At 66.3% G+C, this 16,603-nt stretch carries 19 protein-coding genes and 1 pseudogene; 4 read left to right on the plus strand and 16 right to left on the minus strand.

Annotation, left to right across the window (positions count from 1 at the left end; translation table 11 throughout):
• Window positions 1-36: 36 nt before the first annotated feature.
• The 4 genes from OG446_RS26655 to OG446_RS26670 all read right to left on the minus strand — a co-directional run bounded on the left by OG446_RS26655 (window position 37) and on the right by OG446_RS26670 (window position 2,667).
• Window positions 37-513 (minus strand): MarR family winged helix-turn-helix transcriptional regulator, encoded by a 477-nt coding sequence (locus OG446_RS26655; protein ID WP_328896396.1) that lies wholly within the window; start codon window positions 511-513, stop codon window positions 37-39.
• A 113-nt stretch (window positions 514-626) separates the two neighbouring features.
• Complete coding sequence (locus tag OG446_RS26660; RefSeq protein ID WP_328896397.1) at window positions 627-1,388, minus strand: AIM24 family protein; 762 nt, start codon at window positions 1,386-1,388, stop codon at window positions 627-629.
• A complete protein-coding gene (locus OG446_RS26665; protein ID WP_326657909.1) occupies window positions 1,385-2,035 on the minus strand; it encodes an AIM24 family protein in 651 nt (216 codons plus the stop codon). Before OG446_RS26665 ends, OG446_RS26660 begins: the two co-directional genes overlap by 4 nt.
• A complete protein-coding gene (locus OG446_RS26670) occupies window positions 2,035-2,667 on the minus strand; it encodes an AIM24 family protein (protein WP_326666317.1) in 633 nt (210 codons plus the stop codon). Before OG446_RS26670 ends, OG446_RS26665 begins: the two co-directional genes overlap by 1 nt.
• Before the next feature lie 246 nt (window positions 2,668-2,913).
• Here OG446_RS26670 and OG446_RS26675 point away from each other — a divergent pair, with 246 nt between their 5' ends.
• Both OG446_RS26675 and OG446_RS26680 read left to right on the plus strand, forming a co-directional pair.
• Window positions 2,914-3,264 carry a DUF3817 domain-containing protein gene (locus OG446_RS26675; protein WP_328896398.1) on the plus strand — a complete coding sequence of 117 codons (351 nt, stop codon included), beginning with the start codon at window positions 2,914-2,916 and terminating at the stop codon, window positions 3,262-3,264.
• Window positions 3,261-3,395, plus strand: a pseudogene (locus OG446_RS26680) (thiamine-binding protein); the annotation flags it as partial. The gene OG446_RS26675 and the pseudogene OG446_RS26680, both read left to right, overlap by 4 nt.
• 165 nt (window positions 3,396-3,560) lie before the next feature.
• Here the strand turns inward: OG446_RS26680 and OG446_RS26685 are convergent.
• The 7 genes from OG446_RS26685 to OG446_RS26715 all read right to left on the minus strand — a co-directional run bounded on the left by OG446_RS26685 (window position 3,561) and on the right by OG446_RS26715 (window position 12,153).
• Window positions 3,561-3,779, minus strand: a complete 219-nt coding sequence (locus OG446_RS26685; RefSeq protein WP_328896399.1) for a hypothetical protein — start codon at window positions 3,777-3,779, stop codon at window positions 3,561-3,563.
• Window positions 3,780-3,868: 89 nt separating this feature from the next.
• Window positions 3,869-4,723: a helix-turn-helix domain-containing protein gene (locus tag OG446_RS26690; RefSeq protein WP_328896400.1), complete on the minus strand. Its 855-nt coding sequence runs from the start codon at window positions 4,721-4,723 to the stop codon at window positions 3,869-3,871.
• Between the two features lie 6 nt (window positions 4,724-4,729).
• Entirely contained in the window at window positions 4,730-5,254 is a 525-nt protein-coding gene (locus tag OG446_RS26695) for a DUF6879 family protein (protein WP_328896401.1), read from the minus strand.
• Window positions 5,226-5,468 carry a hypothetical protein gene (locus OG446_RS26700; RefSeq protein WP_328896402.1) on the minus strand — a complete coding sequence of 81 codons (243 nt, stop codon included), beginning with the start codon at window positions 5,466-5,468 and terminating at the stop codon, window positions 5,226-5,228. The genes OG446_RS26695 and OG446_RS26700 overlap by 29 nt, the downstream gene beginning before the upstream one ends.
• A gap of 309 nt (window positions 5,469-5,777) precedes the next feature.
• On the minus strand, window positions 5,778-10,496 hold the full coding sequence (locus OG446_RS26705) for a peptidoglycan DD-metalloendopeptidase family protein (protein WP_328896403.1): 4,719 nt from the start codon (window positions 10,494-10,496) through the stop codon (window positions 5,778-5,780).
• Window positions 10,489-10,746 carry a hypothetical protein gene (locus OG446_RS26710; protein ID WP_328896404.1) on the minus strand — a complete coding sequence of 86 codons (258 nt, stop codon included), beginning with the start codon at window positions 10,744-10,746 and terminating at the stop codon, window positions 10,489-10,491. Before OG446_RS26710 ends, OG446_RS26705 begins: the two co-directional genes overlap by 8 nt.
• 1,062 nt (window positions 10,747-11,808) lie before the next feature.
• Window positions 11,809-12,153 (minus strand): hypothetical protein, encoded by a 345-nt coding sequence (locus OG446_RS26715; RefSeq protein ID WP_328896405.1) that lies wholly within the window; start codon window positions 12,151-12,153, stop codon window positions 11,809-11,811.
• A 311-nt stretch (window positions 12,154-12,464) separates the two neighbouring features.
• Between OG446_RS26715 and OG446_RS26720 the strand changes: the two genes are divergently transcribed.
• Window positions 12,465-12,680 (plus strand): hypothetical protein, encoded by a 216-nt coding sequence (locus OG446_RS26720; RefSeq protein WP_328896406.1) that lies wholly within the window; start codon window positions 12,465-12,467, stop codon window positions 12,678-12,680.
• Window positions 12,681-12,735: 55 nt separating this feature from the next.
• Here the strand turns inward: OG446_RS26720 and OG446_RS26725 are convergent, their stop codons facing one another.
• The 5 genes from OG446_RS26725 to OG446_RS26745 all read right to left on the minus strand — a co-directional run bounded on the left by OG446_RS26725 (window position 12,736) and on the right by OG446_RS26745 (window position 16,226).
• Window positions 12,736-12,963 (minus strand): hypothetical protein, encoded by a 228-nt coding sequence (locus OG446_RS26725; protein WP_328896407.1) that lies wholly within the window; start codon window positions 12,961-12,963, stop codon window positions 12,736-12,738.
• On the minus strand, window positions 12,960-13,349 hold the full coding sequence (locus OG446_RS26730) for a hypothetical protein (RefSeq protein WP_328896408.1): 390 nt from the start codon (window positions 13,347-13,349) through the stop codon (window positions 12,960-12,962). The genes OG446_RS26725 and OG446_RS26730 overlap by 4 nt, the downstream gene beginning before the upstream one ends.
• A gap of 14 nt (window positions 13,350-13,363) precedes the next feature.
• Window positions 13,364-14,245: a hypothetical protein gene (locus OG446_RS26735; RefSeq protein WP_328896409.1), complete on the minus strand. Its 882-nt coding sequence runs from the start codon at window positions 14,243-14,245 to the stop codon at window positions 13,364-13,366.
• Window positions 14,246-14,319: 74 nt separating this feature from the next.
• Window positions 14,320-14,571: a hypothetical protein gene (locus OG446_RS26740; protein ID WP_328896410.1), complete on the minus strand. Its 252-nt coding sequence runs from the start codon at window positions 14,569-14,571 to the stop codon at window positions 14,320-14,322.
• Window positions 14,572-15,710: 1,139 nt separating this feature from the next.
• Window positions 15,711-16,226: a hypothetical protein gene (locus OG446_RS26745; RefSeq protein ID WP_328896411.1), complete on the minus strand. Its 516-nt coding sequence runs from the start codon at window positions 16,224-16,226 to the stop codon at window positions 15,711-15,713.
• A gap of 150 nt (window positions 16,227-16,376) precedes the next feature.
• Between OG446_RS26745 and OG446_RS26750 the strand changes: the two genes are divergently transcribed.
• Window positions 16,377-16,559 carry a hypothetical protein gene (locus OG446_RS26750; protein ID WP_328896412.1) on the plus strand — a complete coding sequence of 61 codons (183 nt, stop codon included), beginning with the start codon at window positions 16,377-16,379 and terminating at the stop codon, window positions 16,557-16,559.
• Window positions 16,560-16,603 lie beyond the last annotated feature (44 nt).

Below are 16,603 nucleotides of genomic sequence, written 5' to 3' on the forward strand. Positions count from 1 at the left end.
GGCGACGACGGCAGGTCGACGACAGGCCCCAGTGGGTCAGAGCTTGCCGCGCCGCCCGCGCAGGTGGTCGGCGACCGGGGTCAGGGCAGCGTGCAGCTGCTCCAGGGCCTCCGGCGTCAGCAGGTCCATGAAGTGCCTGCGGACCGACGCCACGTGGTGCGGCGCGACCTTGCGCATCGTCTCGCCGCCCGTCTCGGTGAGGACCGCGTACAGCCCCCTCCGGTCGGACTCGCAGTTCTCCCGGCGGACCAGGCCCGCGCTCTCCATGCGGGTGATCTGGTGCGAGAGCCTGCTCTTGGACTGCAGCGTGGCACCGGCGAGGTCACTCATCCGCATGCGCTGGTCGTCCGACTCGGAGAGATTGACGAGGATCTCGTAGTCGTTCATGGTCAGGCCGAACGGCTGGAGGTCCTTCTCCAGTTGGTGTGTCAGCAGTCTGCCGACGTCCAGGTGGGTGCGCCAGGCGCACTGCTCCGCGTCGCTCAGCCAGCGGGTGGCCGTCTCGGTCTCCATGTATCGATTCTACCTAAGAAGTTGAAAGCCGGACGAAGTTGGGGGGTGTGATGCCCGGCACCCGCTCACAGTCAGGGCGCAGACGTTCGACGTCACACTCCGCAGACTACCGCTCACAAACTGAAGGGATGGGGGAAGTCCCCCCGCTGACCGGGCCTGCGGGGTCCGGATCCAGGTTGACCCCCGCCCGGAACCCCCGCCTGGTGCGGCACGGCCCCCGTCGGCTGTTCGGCCATCAGCGTCTCGCTGGACTGGAGCAGTACCGTACCGGCGCCCACGAACTCGAACTGGTGCTCCTCGCCCGAGGCGCCCCCGATCCCGGTGATCGCCCGCAGCCCGCCCAGCACGCCCGTCATGTAGCCGTGGTCGTAGTGGTGGCACGGGGAGGGGCAGTCCGCCCACCCCACCAGCGCCTGTGGGTCGACGCGCAACGGCGGCTCCATGAAGACCACCGGACCGTTGGACGCGGCGACGAACTTGCCCGTACCGATCAGCGTCAGGAATCCCGGGACGATCGACTGCTTCAGCGCCAGCGACGGCTGGTAGGCGAGCAGGTTGCCGGACCGGATCGTCAGGTTCCCGTCGTCCAGGTCGTACGAGTTCACATCGAAGGCCCGGTCCGCGAGCAGCATCTTCCCGCTGCCCTCGGCCACCACCCAGTCGGCCGCGTGCAGCGGCGAGTGGAAGCTCGTACGGACCAGGCCCTGGAAGCGGCCGTGCCCGATGCCGTTGAAGTCGATCCGCCCGTAGTAGGCGATCATCTTGCCCTTCTGGAGGAACCACTGGCTCCCCTTGAGCTCCACGCAGAAGGTGTACGCGTTGACGTTGTCGTCCGACGGCAGCGTCATCGGGTCGAAGACCACGGGCCCGCTCACAGCTTCTCCTCCGACGCCTGGACGTACACCGCACCACTGCCGCTGAGCTCCAGCTGGAACCCCTCGCCGGAACCGCGCCCCACCATCTCGCGCCAGCCCAGCGCGGTGGAGAGCTTGTTGGTCACGTCGCCGTGGTGCGCGACGTACGCCTGCGGGTCCACATGCACCTCGCGGCCCGGCGTGATCGGCAGCTCGATGACCCCGCCGTGCGCCATCACCGCCACCGCGCCGTGTCCCTTCAGCGTCGTGGTGAACAGGCCCTGCCCGCTCACCTGGCCGCGCACCATGCCCATCACGCCGCCCTGCGAGCCCATGAACATGGTCCCCTGCTGCAGCGTCCCGTCGAAGGCGAGCAGCCGGTCGGCCTCCACATAGAGGGTGTCGCCGGTCAGGTTGATCACCTGGATGTGATGGCCGCCGTGGCCGAACATCACCGTGCCGTTTCCCTCGACCGTCATGAGCGGCGTCGCCTCGTTCGCCATCCGGCGGCCGATCATCGACATCACACCGCCCTGGCCGCCCTGGATGTTCGGCGTGAACGACACCTCGCCCCGGTAGGCGAGCATCGCGCCACGCTGGCTGAACATCTTCTGGCCGGGGATCACCGTCGCCTCGACCATCTTCGAGTTGATCTCACGGAACGGCATCAGACGTTGCCCCCGATCGTGTTCCGCTCGCTGGGCTGGACGTAGACGAGCCCCTCGCCCTCGAACCGGATCTGGAAGGACTCGCCCGACCCCTCGCCCATGAGCGTCCGGAAGTTCACCCCGGACTGGAAGTGCTGCTGGAGGTTGCCCTGGTGGGCGATGTAGGCGCCCGGGTCGACGAAGAGCGGGTACTGGGCGGAGACCCGCAGGGCCACGGCCGAGCCGTCCGACATGATCGCCGCCTGGCCGGTCCCCTCGACGGTGGTGGTGAACAGGCCGTTGCCCGCCGCGCTGCCGCGCATCCCCGTGAAGGTGGTGCCGGTGCGCAGCCCGGCGTCGGTGCAGAGCAGATTGCTCGCTTCGACGTACAGCTTGTCGCCGTGCAGCGAGACGAGACTGATCTCGCTCGCGCGGTCGGCGAAGAAGCAGGTGCCCTGCCCGGTCACCTCCATCACGGCCATCTGCTCACCGGTCAGCCGGCGGGTCACCATGCCGCGCAGACCCTCACCCCCGCCGGTCATCTTCTTGAACGTCATCCGGCCGTCGTACGCGACCATCGAACCGTTCTTCGCCTTGACTGCGTCGCCGGTCAGGTCGACGGCGAGCGTCTTGCTGCCTTGGAGTCGGAACATCGCCACCCGGCGAAGGTAACGGCAGGGGCCGCCGCCGGAACAGGGCGTGTCACCCGATCCGGCCCCCTGAACCGCCCCTGATACGCATCCGGTACCGGATGCGGACGCAATCGGGACGTATCTCTTGCGGAGCAAGCGCCGCGGCCACGCCCCCGCTGCCGGGCGCCGCGGGCGGCGATGCCACAATGGGGGCCGCTTGTGCCTGCGTTCACAAGCTGTCACCGTCCTCCCACCGAAGGTGCCCCCGTGGACATCAAGACCGCTACCGCCCTGCACCGGCTGCGCCTCATCTCGATTCCCGAGGCGCTCTCCTTCCCGGCGCTGATCCTCTTCGGCTCGGTGCTGAGCCGGATCTCCGACATCGACTTCCTGATGATGCCGCTGGGCATGCTGCACGGCGTGCTCTTCGTGATCTACGTTGTGCTCCTCCTGGACGTCTGGGGGAAGACCAAGTGGCCGTTCAAGCGCGTCGCGTTCTTCTTCCTGCTCTGCGTACTGCCCTTCGGCGGCCTGTACGGCGACAAGGTGCTGAAGCGCTACGAGGCCGACGGCGTCATCGCCGCCCGGGCCCGCCGTGAAGGCACGGTCAGCGCATGATCGTCGCCTTCTCCGTCAGCCCGCTGGGTGTCGGTGAGGACGTCGGCGAGTACGTCGCCGACGCCGTCCGGGTGGTCCGTGAGTCGGGGCTGCCCAACCGCACGGACGCCATGTTCACCTCCATCGAGGGCTCGGTAGCAAAGCCTTGAGTACATAGGGCGCTACGCAGAAGCCCCGCCTTCCCGGGGGTTCGGAAGACGGGGCCTCAGTGGAGCGGCAGGGGCGGGTATGTCGACCTCAGCCCCTGCCGCTCCTGCACACCGGGGCGCGAACTCCGGTGTGCGGTCTGTCGGACGTCAGAGGGCGGGCGCGCTGGCCTCGTCGTCCGCACGATGGCTCTTGATCTCGTCGACGAGGCGGAATGCCTCTTTCAAGCTGTACTGCGGGGAGGCCGGTTCCGTCACGGCGACCCACTCCTTCACGAGGGCCGCGCACACCTTGCAGCCCGGATAGGGGCGCGGGGCGATTGGTTCCGTCAGATGCACTTCGCTGGGCTGACGCATGACTGTCGGCATGTCCGCTCCTCCGCCGTGGGCTTCTAGCCGATGACGCTACGGGTCCGGAAGGCGGAGTTCCCAGGAAGTTCTACGGGTTTCTATCCCAGTTACCCGAGTGCCGCGATGGCGTCAGCGATGATCCGATAGGCGGCCGGACCGACGAGTGCCGCCTTCGACATCTGGCGGTGTGCGGCAAGATACTGAGCCACCTCCGACGGTGCCGTAATGGTGAGGCCGGCCGTCAACAGCTCCACGGAGACGCGATCTTCGTCGTAGATGGTGAACGTCTCCAGTGGCCACAGCGCCGGAGCACCCGCAGGGATCACGCCCAGCGACACGGCGGGCAAGGTCGCGACGGTGAACAGCGATCCCAACTGCGCGGCCATGGTCTCCATGTCCCCGACCCGACGTCGGAGAGCGGCCTCCTCCACCACAATGGAGAACGTCCGGCCGGCGCGGGTGATGATCTGCGACCGTGCAACCCGTGCTTCCGCGGCGGCCTCGGAGTCGTCGGGCAGGTCCTTGAAGCGGCCGATCGTGCGGAGAAGGGCACGGGCGTACTCACGCGTCTGGAGTAGTCCGGGGACGACGCTGGAGCTATAGACGCGCATTGCCGTGGTGCTCTCGTACAGCGGGACACGACCGTCCTGCATGCGCTTCAGCCCTGCGCGCTCCTTGCGCTTCCACTCCGTGTACATCGAGCTGGCCGTACGCGCGATGGCGATGATGTCAGGGGCCTGGGAGTCTGCGTCACAAGCGCGGCACCAAGCGCGGATGTCGGCGTCAGACGGCTGACTGACGCCGCCCTGCATGCGGCTTACCTTGGACCCGTGCCATCCGGTCCGATAGGCCACGTCTCGCCCCGTCAGCCCAGCGTCTAGCCGCAGCTCACGAAGGCGCGCGGCTACCCGCTCGCGGGCTTCTGCGACCCGGGCTGACGGGGATGGAGACGGTTCGGACACCTGTGATCAGACCCGGTAGTCCTCGTGCGGGATGGCACGTTCCCAGACTGCGCGGAACGCTTCGGCGTGCCGCTCCACGACGTCGGCCCGCTCCTCCAGTTCATCGCGCACGTGCGCTCCCGTAGCTGCGAAGTGATGCACACGGATCCGCTCGTCGTCGAACAACCAGAAGTCGTTGACTGGCACGAGGAGGTCTACCGCGAGTCGGCGTGGAAGCCATCTGACCTCCTCGCCGGCTTCGATGTTCCGTGGCGTACGTGCGTGCTCGAACCGGACGTACTCACTCAACGGCTCAGACACGATTCGGGCACGTCGGATGACGACCCCGCGTGATGTCGCCTCTGCGATGGCGTCGTGAAAGCTGCTCCACCACGACGAGCGGTCGCCGTTGTCGTAACGGCGACCGGCACGCCACGCAGTGAAGTCGCTGTTCTCCTTGGGGATCCCGTAGGTGTCACGGGTCTCCAGGTGGACAGCTGACCGACGGCAGTTCGCCAGTAGCTCAGCGAACGGCGGAACGGTCTGCGACATCAACGACCTTCCTCAGCACATCGATCATTCGGGCAGGGAGGCGAACCACCGCTTCACTGTCCGGAATGGGGCCCGACTCCAGGCACTTCAGCTGAAGCATCTCGTCCGCCTTCCATCCTTGGACGACGAACTCCTGTGCCACGTCGTCGAACCATACCGACGGGCAGTGATCCTCTTCTGAATCAGGGTCCTTCGCGATGAAATGTAACGTCATGATTCCTCCATGTCGTCGGGGTTGCGCAAGGTTCTACGACGATGACGCGGAGTAGGCGCGCGGTCAAGGGCGCAACAGCCGCAGCCGGCCCCGTCCCTCCTTCTGCGGTACGTCGGCGTTGCAGTGGCCGCACGTGATGGCGCACTGTGGCTTGGCGGGCTTGGTGAAGTCCATGGGGTGTCCTCTCGATGATGCTCGGGGAAGCCCTGGAGGGCCCATGTCGGGCCGCTCCAGGGCGAGTTGTAGGCGTGCGAGTGGGCCGCCCTCCCATGCCGGGAGAGCGGCCCTGTGTGCGTCAGGCGGCCTCACTCATCTGATCCACCGTCCTGTCTCGATAGCTGCTGCCGTGGATTCCTCGTGCGCGACGACCTCCGTCCGCACAATGTCCGTGATCTCGCGGTCACCTACGAAGACCCGGACGTCAGCCTGAATCGTTGTCGGGCCTCCGCCCTGATTCGCGTGGGACCGGATGGTGTCCCACTGGCCGGAGGTGAAAACGGGCTCGGGCTTGCCAGTGCCGTTGAACACTGGGGTCCAGCCCGGCATCAGGTAGCCGCCGGAGTCGTAGCCGCCCGGACGGTTGTAGGCCGTCGCGATCGACCCATAGGCACGCTTGGCGTACGTCATGGAGGCGAACACGTTGGCCAGCGGGTCGACAGAGACGCCGTTCATGAACGGGCCCGTCTTGGAGAACCGCCCCGCGAAGGACTCCCACGTCGGACGGATGAGCTGCATGAGGCCCGTCGACGGGTAGCCGGCACGCGCGTTGGAGTCCCAGTTGTTGACCGCCCGCGGGTTACCGCCCGACTCCTGGTTCATGCGCCGGAGAGTCAGGTCCGTGTAGCTCTGGGGGTTGCCCGTCAGGCGCAATGCCTGCTGGACGACGCCACGCCAGCGCTGGACGCCCTTCCCGCCGCTCCCTGCGTTGTCCTCCAGGTAGCGCATCGGGTCGATGGCCTTGCCAGCGAGCCGCGCCTCCAGGTGGAGGTGAGGCCCGGTGACGTTGCCAGTGGCGCCCACCTTGCCGATCACCTGGCCCTGCTTCACAGCAGCGCCCACGGAGGTCAGCATCTTGCTCATGTGCGCGTACAGGGAGGCGAGTCCGCCACCGTGGTTGATCATGGCGTGGTTCCCGTAGGGTCCGCCTGACGTCGCCTGCGAGACGTTACCGTCGGCCACGGCCCTGATCGCCGTCCCGGTGGCTGCCGGGAAGTCCAGGCCGGTGTGATGCCCGGACGACCACATGGAGCCGGCAACGCCGAATCGAGTGCCGTACGGGACATTCACGGGCTTGGCCCACGCGCCAGTAGAGTTTCCTGCGCCACCTCCTCCGCCGAAACCGAGAAGGTCCAAGGCCTTGTCCTTCATGCTGGAAAGGGCCTTGATGGGGAGCTGCGCAACGGACTTCGCCCACGGGTTCGTCAGGAGGTGACTCATCTGGCCCGTGATGGCCTTCGTCGCCTTGTCGAAGAGCTTCTTCGGGTTCAGGTAGTCGATGGCGCCGGAGAGGAAATCACCGACGTCACCCGCCTTATCCTTGACCCATCCGACGACGCCACCGTCCTTGAACGCGGGCATGCCATTGGAGATGGCCTTTTGGACACCGCTGACGCCGCCTGAACGGGCAGCCGCATTCCAAGAGTTGATCTTGTCTGCGCCGACTGCTCGCGTCCACTCCGGGCGCATGATGGCCTCGCCACCGCCTACGGCGATAACTCGATCGTCACGGCCCGGAGAATAGCCGGACATGATGCCGCCAGTGTGGAACCCGTCCAGAGGCAGCTTATTCAGCTTGCCGGCTCCAGTGACCCCAGCCACCCCGTTCCACAACGGGACGATGCCCTTGTTGTAGACGTGATCGATGATGAACTTGATGGGCTTCTTAGCGATTCCCTGGAGCTGATCCCACTGCTTCTTGATCTCGTCCTTCGAGAGCTTGAAAGCCTTCGCGACGAGATCGACGGCATCCTTGATGCTGTCGAACGGCGGCTTGATAGCCTTCTCGTACAGCCACTTGGCCTTGTCTCCGATCCATCCGAAGACGGGCTTGATGACTTTATCCCACAACCACTTGGCAACGGTGCCCAGGGCGTCGAACTGCCTCTTAGCCTCCGTCATGGCAGGCTTGATGGCCTTCTCGTACAGCCACTTGGCCTTGTCGCCTATCCAGCCGAACGCGGGCCCGATGGCTTTATCCCAGAGCCACATTGCGCCGTCGCCGATCCACTTGAATGCCGGCCTGAGCGCCTTCTCCCACAGCCATATCCCGATCGCGCCCAGGGCCTTGAAGGCCACGTACGCGGGGAGGAGGAGCAGGGTTACCAGGATCCTGAACAGGGGTTCCGCGGCTGCTGCGATGAGGTCGAAGGACGGCTTGATCGCGTTGGTCCACAGCCACTTCGCCACGTCGCCGACCGCCTTGATTGCGGTCCAGATGGCCGCGAAGGTCGGCTTCAGGATGTTGTTCCAGACGAATATCGTTCCGGCCTTGATGCCAGCCCAAGCGCCGTCGACGGCAGCTCTGAAACCGTCGCAATTCTTGTACGCCAGCACAAATGCGGCGACGAGGAGACCTACGACGATCAGTACGGCGCGGATGATCGGGAGGATTCCCGTCGCGCTGAGAACGGTGCCAAACCCTGCCGTTGCGATGGATGCGAGCAGCATGACGCTCTCGTATAGGTACATCGCAGCGCTGAACGCCACCATTCCAAGTGCGACCGCCTTTTGAGCGGCCCACAACCCCCACAACGCTTGCACAACGCCGGGGTTTTCCGTGGCAACCTTGCTAATCGCCTGGAAAACAGGCCCAACGATCGCCATCATCGTCGTTGAGAGCGGCGATGCCGCCTTTGCGACGTCAAGAGCAGCCGTCAGGAGATCGCCCAAGAACTTACCGAGCCCGGGGCTGGTGTCCTTGACGTACTTCAGGAACTTCTCGAACTTGGGACTGCCCTTGAGCGACGTTCCCCACTTCGCGAACCGGGACGTGATGCCGTCAGACTTCTTCGCAATTCCGTCCATGTGGATGAGGAAAGCGTCAATGACGCCTGCCATGCCCTTAACGGTGTTCCCGAGAGCCTTGCCCAGTCCGACGATGGCAGGGCGCACGCTCGTCGCGATGTCTCGCTTGAACCCCTGCCAGAAAGGCGACTTCAGCTCACGCGATGCGGAATCCTGGAGGTCGTCAATTCCGAGAGCTGCGCCCTTTACGATCGGCGTCAGACCCGGCAGTGAGTTCTTCAGTCCGTTGACTGCCTGGGTGAAAAGCGGAAGCACCGCCGGTTGCAGGCTCGTCGACCACGCCTTGAATCCCGCGGAGAGTCCCCGACTGCCGGCGATGGCGTCGAAGAGGTCCCGGCCGGCGGGGGTCATCTTCGCCAGTGCTTCGCGATACTCGTCCGCCTTCGTGCGAGCGGTACCCGCTGCCGATGCCGACGAGAGCTGGGCAGTCGCCAAACCTCTTTGAGCGTTGGCGATGGACTCCGACGCGGAGACCTGCGCGTCGGCCGCGGACTTCACAGCGTCAGCTACCTTCGCCTGCGCGTCGGCGACGTCCCGCGCGCCGTCCTTCTGCGCCTTCGTGACGGCAGCCTGCGCCTTGCCCAGCGCCTCCGTCTGATCCACTACGCCCCGCTGAGCGTCGGATACGCGCTCCGTCGCTGCCTTGACTGCGTCGGAGCCCTCTACGCCGGCCTGACGCTGCTTCTTGGCAGCCTTCTGGAGGTCGGCGAAGTCGACCTTCTGCTTCTTGGCGTTGGCAACCGCGCGGTCGTACGCCAGCTGTGCGGCCTCCTTCTGGAGGTCCGTGGACGTGGTGTCCGCCAACGTGGCTTGCAGATCCCGTTCCGCCTCCTGGACGCGGAGAGTTGCCTCCCGCTGGTCCAGGTGCCCATCGATGAGCCGGTCTGACAGCTCCTGGAGCTGCTGAGCGGCGTCAGCACGGGCCTGTGTGAGGTCCTGCTCCGCCTGGCGTGCGGTGCGCTGAGCGTCGGCAAGGCTCTGTTCGGCCCTGCGCACTCCGTCAGCGGCTGTCTGGCGCTGCTCCGCGGCCCGCTGAGTGGCGTCGCCCACGGCCCGCCGTGCCTGCGCGACGGCCCTCTCTGCGCTCTCGATGGAGCGTGCGGCATTGCGGTGAGCGGAGGCTAGCGACGCCTGAGCGCCAGCCATTTGGAGCGCCTTGGATGCCGCCTGCGACGTCGCCTGAGCGCCCCTGTCGGTGGCGTTCTTGGCCTCGTCCTCCGCGGCTGTCTTCAGCTGAAGTGCGCTTGTGACGCTCTTGATGGCAGGGATCGCGACGAGGACGACGCCAGCGATACCGGCGCCGGCTGCTACTGCCATGGAGGCGACAGCTCCCAGACCGGCGGCCAGCACCGGACCCAAAGGAATCGCAGTCAGGGCCGCAGCCTGGATCCCGAGGCTGAGCAGGGCGGAACTGGCCTGGCTTGTGTCGACGCGAACGGGGACGTTGATCCGCTTCCGGTCGACAGCGTCGATTTCCTCCCGGATGGCGATAAGCGCCGCGCGTGCGGCTGCTGTGTCAGCCCGTACGGCGACGTTGGGGTGTTCGGCTCCCAGCCGTCGGAGCTGCTCCTCCAGGCGCACAACTTCGGCGCGAGCGGCCATGGCGTCGACGTCGATACCGATGCGCTTGCCGCTCAGCTGCTCCAACTTGCTTCGCAGGCGCGCTAGTTCGGCGTCAGCGCCAGTGTCTCCGAGGCGGATGTCAAGCTTCGGCATCGCCTTGAAAGCGACCTCCAGCTTGCGCTTCAGGCTGCGTGCGAACGCGCCTCCCGCGTCGTCACCGGAGCGCCCCGCGGCTGCTACGCCGGCTCGTCCACCGGTCCGGATCGCGTCCGGGATGGCGATGACGATGTTCCGGCTGATCGCCTCCCCCATGCGACGTCCGGCCTCTTCCCCAACCTTGTCGGCGATGGGGAGGACGAGGGCCTTCAGCTTGGTGTGGAACTGAGGGATTACGGGCACTACGTCGACGGCAGCACCGCCGACGATGTCCAGGTCAGTCATCGATCAACGCCCCGATCTGAGTCGGGTCGGTGCGGGCGTCCAGGACGTCAGCGACGCCGCGCAGGTTGCCGTACAGAGCGATGACGTCGGCCGTCAGTTCCAGGGCGTCCAGGCAACGACGGAGCCAGTCGAAATCCGCACAAGCGTCGCTGCAATACGACGTTGGCAGCGCCATATCAGCCACCCAGACGTGTTCCGTGGTCCAGCCGCACCCGTCACGGGCGCAGACGTTCTCTTCAGTGGTTCTCATTGGCCCTCCGGAGGGCATAGGAAAGGCCCCTGAGCGTCCTCAGGGGCCGTGGGTGGTGGTACGCGTCGTAGGCCGTCAGGCGGCCTTCCGAGGGAAGTCGAAGATGCCTGGGATGGGGCGCTGAGTGCTCTTGCGCTGATCCAACAGCCGCGCAAAGTGCAGAAGTCGCCTGGCTTCCGCCTCGTCCCCGAACTCCATGGCAAGCTGTGCGCGCTCCATCCACGCCCCACATGCGAACGAACACGTTGCGCTTCGGCGGATGTGCCGGCCTGGACCCCGCCCCTTGCGGTATGCGCGCGGCCAGGTGCAGCCGGGACGCCGACAGGTCTCGGTATCGGGGTTGGGTTCGTCGGACACGGTGCCTCCAGGGCATGGCTAACGTCTCCACGTCTTCAATGGGGACGGAGGTGGCTAGATGATCTTTGAAACGGTAATAGCGCTCTGACCAGCGGCTTTACCTGCCCTTGGCGTCACACTTTCGGGGCTTTTTGAGCCTCCGGGGCCCGATTTTTAGGCTCTCGATCGATCGCGCGGAGTCGCCAAAAGTCCGCCAGAAAGCCGCTCAGGGCCTCAGGATGCCCAAAATGGCCCCGGAGGGCCTTTAGGGCTAACCGGTTGCCGTTTCGCGCCTACTAGCACTCTTACGGCACGGAAGGTGCCCCGGAGGGGACTATCCCCTGCCCTCCGGGGCCACGTGATCACGCGGCGAGCGCCGGCGCCATCTCCGGACGCCACTCGCGGTCGCCCTTGATCGCGTTGCACAGCCAGTGCGCGCACTGCACGTTGGCCGGCTCTCACCTGCGACGCCACGGGCCACGCAGCCGAACGCCTGCATGAGCGTCAACCCACGCTCGTCAGCGAACGTCTGTCGTGCTCGTCGCCAGCGGTTCCAGGCGACGACGTCACGTTGTCCGTCGGCCAGCGCGTGATCCTCGGACGTCAGCCACTCGTCTACGTAGCACTGCATGAGCACCGCAGGCACTGCGGACGAGGCGCCGCCTGAGCCCTGCCCTGCCGATGCCTGCGCCCTGCGCGCTAGCTGTGCCTGCTTGCGTGCGCTGCTCACGCGACGCTCAGGCTCTGCGTGGTGGGCACGGCGTGCAGCTCACCCATGCCTGTACCTGCACGCTCCAGCTCCCAGCCCAGTGTCTTCAGCCCTGCGGGAGAGAGACCAAGGTGGTCTGCGTAGTAGCGCGCTTCTGCTGCCAGACCTGCGCGGCACTGACCAGAGAAGATGTCATGCGTGATGCGAACGTACGTGGCGACCATGAGAACGAAGGAGTCGTCCCACATCGTTGCCTGTGCCGATGCCCACAGCTCCGTCCACGTGGCCTTCTCGGGCTCCGTCCAGTCACGCCCTGACGGCATGTCCGGCGCCGGCAGATCGCATCCGTCGAGAGGAAGCACGACAGGGCCTGTCACCCTGCGCGATCCCTTCCCGCGGTACTCCCTGCTGCCCGGGTTGTTGAGATCTCGTCGCGGTCCAGGGGCAACCATCGCGCCCCCTCCTTTCCATAGTTGACACGGCAACATCCCTTGACGTACAGGGCGTTCCGTGGGAAGGTGCTTGCGCACCGGGGCTTTGATCCGGAACGCCACCACGGGCGGACCCACGTGGACGCGTCGCGCATTGCGACCGACGCCAAGCTTGCAGTCATTCGACCGCAACGGAGTGCGCCCTTTTCCGGGCCTCCGTCGTGTAGGCGAAGGGTCCACCCATGTCTGTACCTCTTATTGATTTCCTTGCCATGTCCCCGCAGGCGTTTGCCCTCGTCATGGCTGCCGTTGTGCTCGTCGTGTTCGCCCTCTGCGGGACGTTCCTCCTGGCGCTTCACATCAGCGGTGTCCGAAGCGTCAAGGGCGCCGACAAGGCTGCGGCAATTCAGGCCATTGGCGACGCAGTGAAGTCGTTCCCGTTCTGGCGCCGGAAGTAGTACCCGCCCCCGCGACAACGAGCCGCGGGGGCAAGCTTGTTCAGCCGGCGGGGCATCAGGCCGACGTGGCAGCGATGGCGCACACGGCGTTCACCGGAACCAGCCAGGGCACCAACTCGCCGTCGGTGAGCACGAACGAGAGCCGCCCTCCGTCGTACAGGTGCGAGGAGTCGGACACGCTCGTGATGGTCCCGGACAGGTCACCGCCAGGCAGCCGGACTGTGACGCCTTCGCCTTCCAGTTCCAGCACGCGGGCGATGATGTCGCGGGTGTAGTTGCTCATCGGTGCTCCGTCGTGTAGCCGCGCTCGGCATAGGGGTTGGCGGTCCGGGATGTGTTGACGCGCTGCGGGACGGGCGGCCGGTTGCCGTCCTCGTCCAGGCCGTGCTTCCGCCGGTACTCGGCTACGCCGGCGCTGACGGTTCCCGCAGTGCCCTGGACGTCGCCACCACGGTCCCCGCCGGAGCGTGGGCCCTGTGGCGCGGGGTTGGCTGCGGACAGCTCCGCGGCGAACGCCGTTGCGTCGGCCGTGAGCGCTGCCTCGTCCGCGCCCTGGAGCCGTGCGGACTGCTCCACGGTCAGGCCAGCCGTCAGGCCGGCGCGGAGCCGAGCAAGCTCAAGTTCCGTACCCACAAGGGGAGTTGGCGGGGTCTGCTGTTGGTCGGTCATGGTTCCTCTTCTGGTCAGAAGGAGCGGCCGGAGCGGGCACGGAGCACGCGCTCACGCTCATATGTGGGGCGCGGTTCGGCGGGCTGCGGCGTGGGGACGATCGGCGTTTCCCACGTTTCGAGAATCGCCTTCGGGGCGTCAGCAACGGCCCCGCGGTTCTCGTACGCCTCCTGCGCCGCAACGACGGTCTCCACGTCCTCCGGGACGTAGGCAACGCCGTTCATCTGCGCAAGCCACACGAGGTGAGAGAGCGTGTAGCGTCGTGACTTCATCGCTTCGAACTGTTCCGCGGGCGTCGCGTCAGACACGTCCTGGACGTCCCCGAAGCCGCTGTCTTTCGCCCGCTGATACAAACTCGTCAGGCCGGTAAGTTCGCCCTGAGACAGCGCCTCCCACTGTGCGGCCCGAATGTTCTTCAACGCCGGCACAAGGGCACGGATAGCCGTGTACGCCTCCGCAGCCTCCCCGCCGGCCGTCAGCGCCTCGTCGGCGGTACGGACGTCACCGAGGGCCGTGACGTGCTTCCTGGCCTCCGCCAGAACGTCGCGGAGCTGCACCTCCAGCGCTGCCAGAATCTCCGAACGGTGTGCCTCACGGAGGAGCTTCAGGCCGGTATTGCCGATGTAGTCCCGGTGAAGGGCCGCCAGGCGGTTGCGTACTGCCTGAGCACCACTGGCCGCCACATAGGCAGTCTGCGCGCGCTGTTCGACGTCGTCGGGCCAGACGCCCGTGTCGAGATAGCCCGCAATCGCCTCGTCGGCCACGTGCTGCGCCGCCTCGTCCGGTGTGGATGTCTCCGGGACCCGGCGGAGGAGTTCCTCCACGCGCGCCTTGCGTTCGAAGTGCTCCGCAATCTCTGGCACGGCTGCGTGAGCCGCTTCGAGCTGTGTGTTCACTTGGTTTCCTCTCGGGTATGACTCAGGCCCTCACCACGCCGGCAAGGGCCTGTCTGTGCGGGGCTGTGCGGCCGTCAGGCGGCGTCGTACAGGCCGATGTACTCGAAGTGCGCGGCCCGTACCGCGCGCCTCTCACGCAGGCGCGCAAGGACATCCACGGAGTTCGCCTCGTACCGCCTCTTCGCCTCGTCACAGGCACACGTACGGCACTGCTTCTTCAGGCCGGACGCGTTGGCGGCGTCCTTGTGCCAGTGCTCGGTAGTCAGTGGGAGCACCGTCCCGCAGGTACGGCAGGCGCCTTTCGGTCGGTCCGGTACGTCGCTCATCGCGGTTCTCCGTCCTTCTCGCTAGTCAGATATCTCGCTGGTTCGGGCAAAAAGATCGTGGTCCGGCCGTGGAGCACGTCGACAACTGAGCGGGAGAGTCGCTCGTCGTCGGTGCTCAACACAGCCGGACCACGTGATCCCGGCGCCTACGTCGTGGCGGAACGGACGCGCCGGAGTATGGGATCCCGCCCCCGCTGGAGCGACGGAGCCGGCCCGGAGGATGTGGGCAGCGTCGACGTGCTCAACAGCGGAAGCGGGATCGTGCGCCACGTCCCACGCGAGAGGAGTCGCGGGGCGGCGCAGTGCGCACGGGAGTCCGGCTCGCCCCAGAGGCTGAGGCCAGGACTCCCGCGGTTCATGGAGGCTACGGTGTGTAACCAGTGCGGCGGCTCGCGCGCGTGCGCGATGAAACCACCTTCCACATTAGTTATGTGGGAAAAACCCCGAATTGTTTCACTCCGAGATCAGACCGTTACAAGAATGGCCCTATTTGTGGCGCGCATCACACCGTTGGGTCAGTATATGGACTGCTAAGTGTCCGAAAACTGAGATGCGACCCTCCACCCACTCCGCGGCCCACCTCCCGCGAGACGTCGAACGGCGGGGCGATGGAGCTCAAAGCCCTGGAAGGCCCCTCAGAGGCTCCCGCAGCGCTTCACGGTAACCGGATGCCGGAAAGGTGTGCCAGGCGCTCAGGGGGGCATGCAGGGGCGCGCACGGCCCCTTGCTGCTCCTCCGCCTCCCTCGCGCCCGCGCGTGGGGTTGCCGACGTCGAGCGGGGGCCTCTTCCGCCCCCGGACAGACTGGAGGCCAAAATGACAAACTAACCTCCATTTTCACTTCTCTCTTAGACGCGTTAAGGAGAACTGAAAGTAAGGGGTTAGTTTGTCATTCTGGCCAAACTGGCCCCCGAAACGGGCCCGCAAACCGGACATAGGGGGCGCAGGTCAAACTACGACCCTGTTTCAGGAGAGGAGCACCCTGTGCGCTTCACTCTCGGAATGGACAGAAGTTTGTCCAGCAGCGCCGCGGAGGGCGTCGACGGCGAATGGGCGGACGTCGACGAGGCGCCCGGACATGACTCTGCCCCGTCCCCGGGTGAGCCGGAGCGGGGCAGTCGTCGTTACGGATAGTGAGCGTCAGACGGTCGCGAAGGCGTTCCCGGGGTACATACCGCGCGCCTCCGTGAGGCAGTCCGGGTGCACGAGGTGGAACGTCTCGCCCATCTCGACGATGGTCAGCGGCTTGAAGTCCTCGTGGTCCTCCCCGCAGTGCACGCAGAGCGGCGCCCAGCCGGCGCACTCGACGCACGCCAGCTCACCCCACGGGGTCTGTCGCGGGTGCACCGTGACGGAGCGGCCACAGTCGCAGGTACCGCAGTCCTTCGGGTCGGGGGCGTCGACGACCTCCATACTGGCTGCCAGTGCCTCCGCGACGAGGACGAGGCAGTCAGCATCACGCAGCTTCGTCGCCGTGCCGAGCACGTAGACGGCTTCAAAGTCCGTGACGCTGTAGTCCGTGTGGAGTGCGTACGTCGTCTGCGCTCCCACCTGAGCGGCGACGTCGATCGCGAAGGCGCGGAGCCGGTTGCGCTGGGCGGCCGTCGACGTCGGGCCGACAACGAGGGCGGTGGAGGCGGGGGCGTATGCGAACATGGCGTGCTCCTTCAGGGGAGTTCACAGGCCCGCTCTCCGGCAAGATGCGCGGGCCTGTGGCGTGCCCCCGGGCTGTTCCCGGGTGGTTGACCACCCCTGAAGAGTGACACACGCTTGCGGGGTGGTCAACCACCCTGTCAGAGTGTCGTCATGGCCAACATGCATAAGCACCCTGTCCGCGGTCTGCGCGGCATCGATGACGCTCTATGGACCGACTTCGACACCGCAACGTCGACGGTAGGGGCGGACCGCTCGTCAACGCTCAAGGCCTACATGGAGTGGTACGTCAGGCGAGAGGGAGCGACGCTTCCCGAACGTCCGCCGGCCGAGTAGTGCAGCGGAAAGCCCCCGCCGGTTCGCCCGACGGGGGCTTCCGT

Origin of the sequence: Streptomyces sp. NBC_00236 (genome assembly GCF_036195045.1) — a bacterium.
GTDB lineage: Bacteria > Actinomycetota > Actinomycetes > Streptomycetales > Streptomycetaceae > Streptomyces.

What these genes read in the sequence shown, in the direction of transcription:
- OG446_RS26705 (WP_328896403.1), bottom strand. Translation starts at nt 10,496, where the DNA reads ATGACTGACCTGGACATCGTCGGCGGTGCTGCCGTCGACGTAGTGCCC.
- OG446_RS26740 (WP_328896410.1), bottom strand. Translation starts at nt 14,571, where the DNA reads ATGAGCGACGTACCGGACCGACCGAAAGGCGCCTGCCGTACCTGCGGG.
- OG446_RS26670 (WP_326666317.1), bottom strand. Translation starts at nt 2,667, where the DNA reads ATGTTCCGACTCCAAGGCAGCAAGACGCTCGCCGTCGACCTGACCGGC.
- OG446_RS26695 (WP_328896401.1), bottom strand. Translation starts at nt 5,254, where the DNA reads ATGTCGCAGACCGTTCCGCCGTTCGCTGAGCTACTGGCGAACTGCCGT.
- OG446_RS26665 (WP_326657909.1), bottom strand. Translation starts at nt 2,035, where the DNA reads ATGCCGTTCCGTGAGATCAACTCGAAGATGGTCGAGGCGACGGTGATC.
- OG446_RS26700 (WP_328896402.1), bottom strand. Translation starts at nt 5,468, where the DNA reads ATGACGTTACATTTCATCGCGAAGGACCCTGATTCAGAAGAGGATCAC.
- OG446_RS26685 (WP_328896399.1), bottom strand. Translation starts at nt 3,779, where the DNA reads ATGCCGACAGTCATGCGTCAGCCCAGCGAAGTGCATCTGACGGAACCA.
- OG446_RS26730 (WP_328896408.1), bottom strand. Translation starts at nt 13,349, where the DNA reads ATGACCGACCAACAGCAGACCCCGCCAACTCCCCTTGTGGGTACGGAA.
- OG446_RS26750 (WP_328896412.1), top strand. Translation starts at nt 16,377, where the DNA reads ATGGCCAACATGCATAAGCACCCTGTCCGCGGTCTGCGCGGCATCGAT.
- OG446_RS26655 (WP_328896396.1), bottom strand. Translation starts at nt 513, where the DNA reads ATGGAGACCGAGACGGCCACCCGCTGGCTGAGCGACGCGGAGCAGTGC.
- OG446_RS26710 (WP_328896404.1), bottom strand. Translation starts at nt 10,746, where the DNA reads ATGAGAACCACTGAAGAGAACGTCTGCGCCCGTGACGGGTGCGGCTGG.
- OG446_RS26725 (WP_328896407.1), bottom strand. Translation starts at nt 12,963, where the DNA reads ATGAGCAACTACACCCGCGACATCATCGCCCGCGTGCTGGAACTGGAA.
- OG446_RS26720 (WP_328896406.1), top strand. Translation starts at nt 12,465, where the DNA reads ATGTCTGTACCTCTTATTGATTTCCTTGCCATGTCCCCGCAGGCGTTT.
- OG446_RS26745 (WP_328896411.1), bottom strand. Translation starts at nt 16,226, where the DNA reads ATGTTCGCATACGCCCCCGCCTCCACCGCCCTCGTTGTCGGCCCGACG.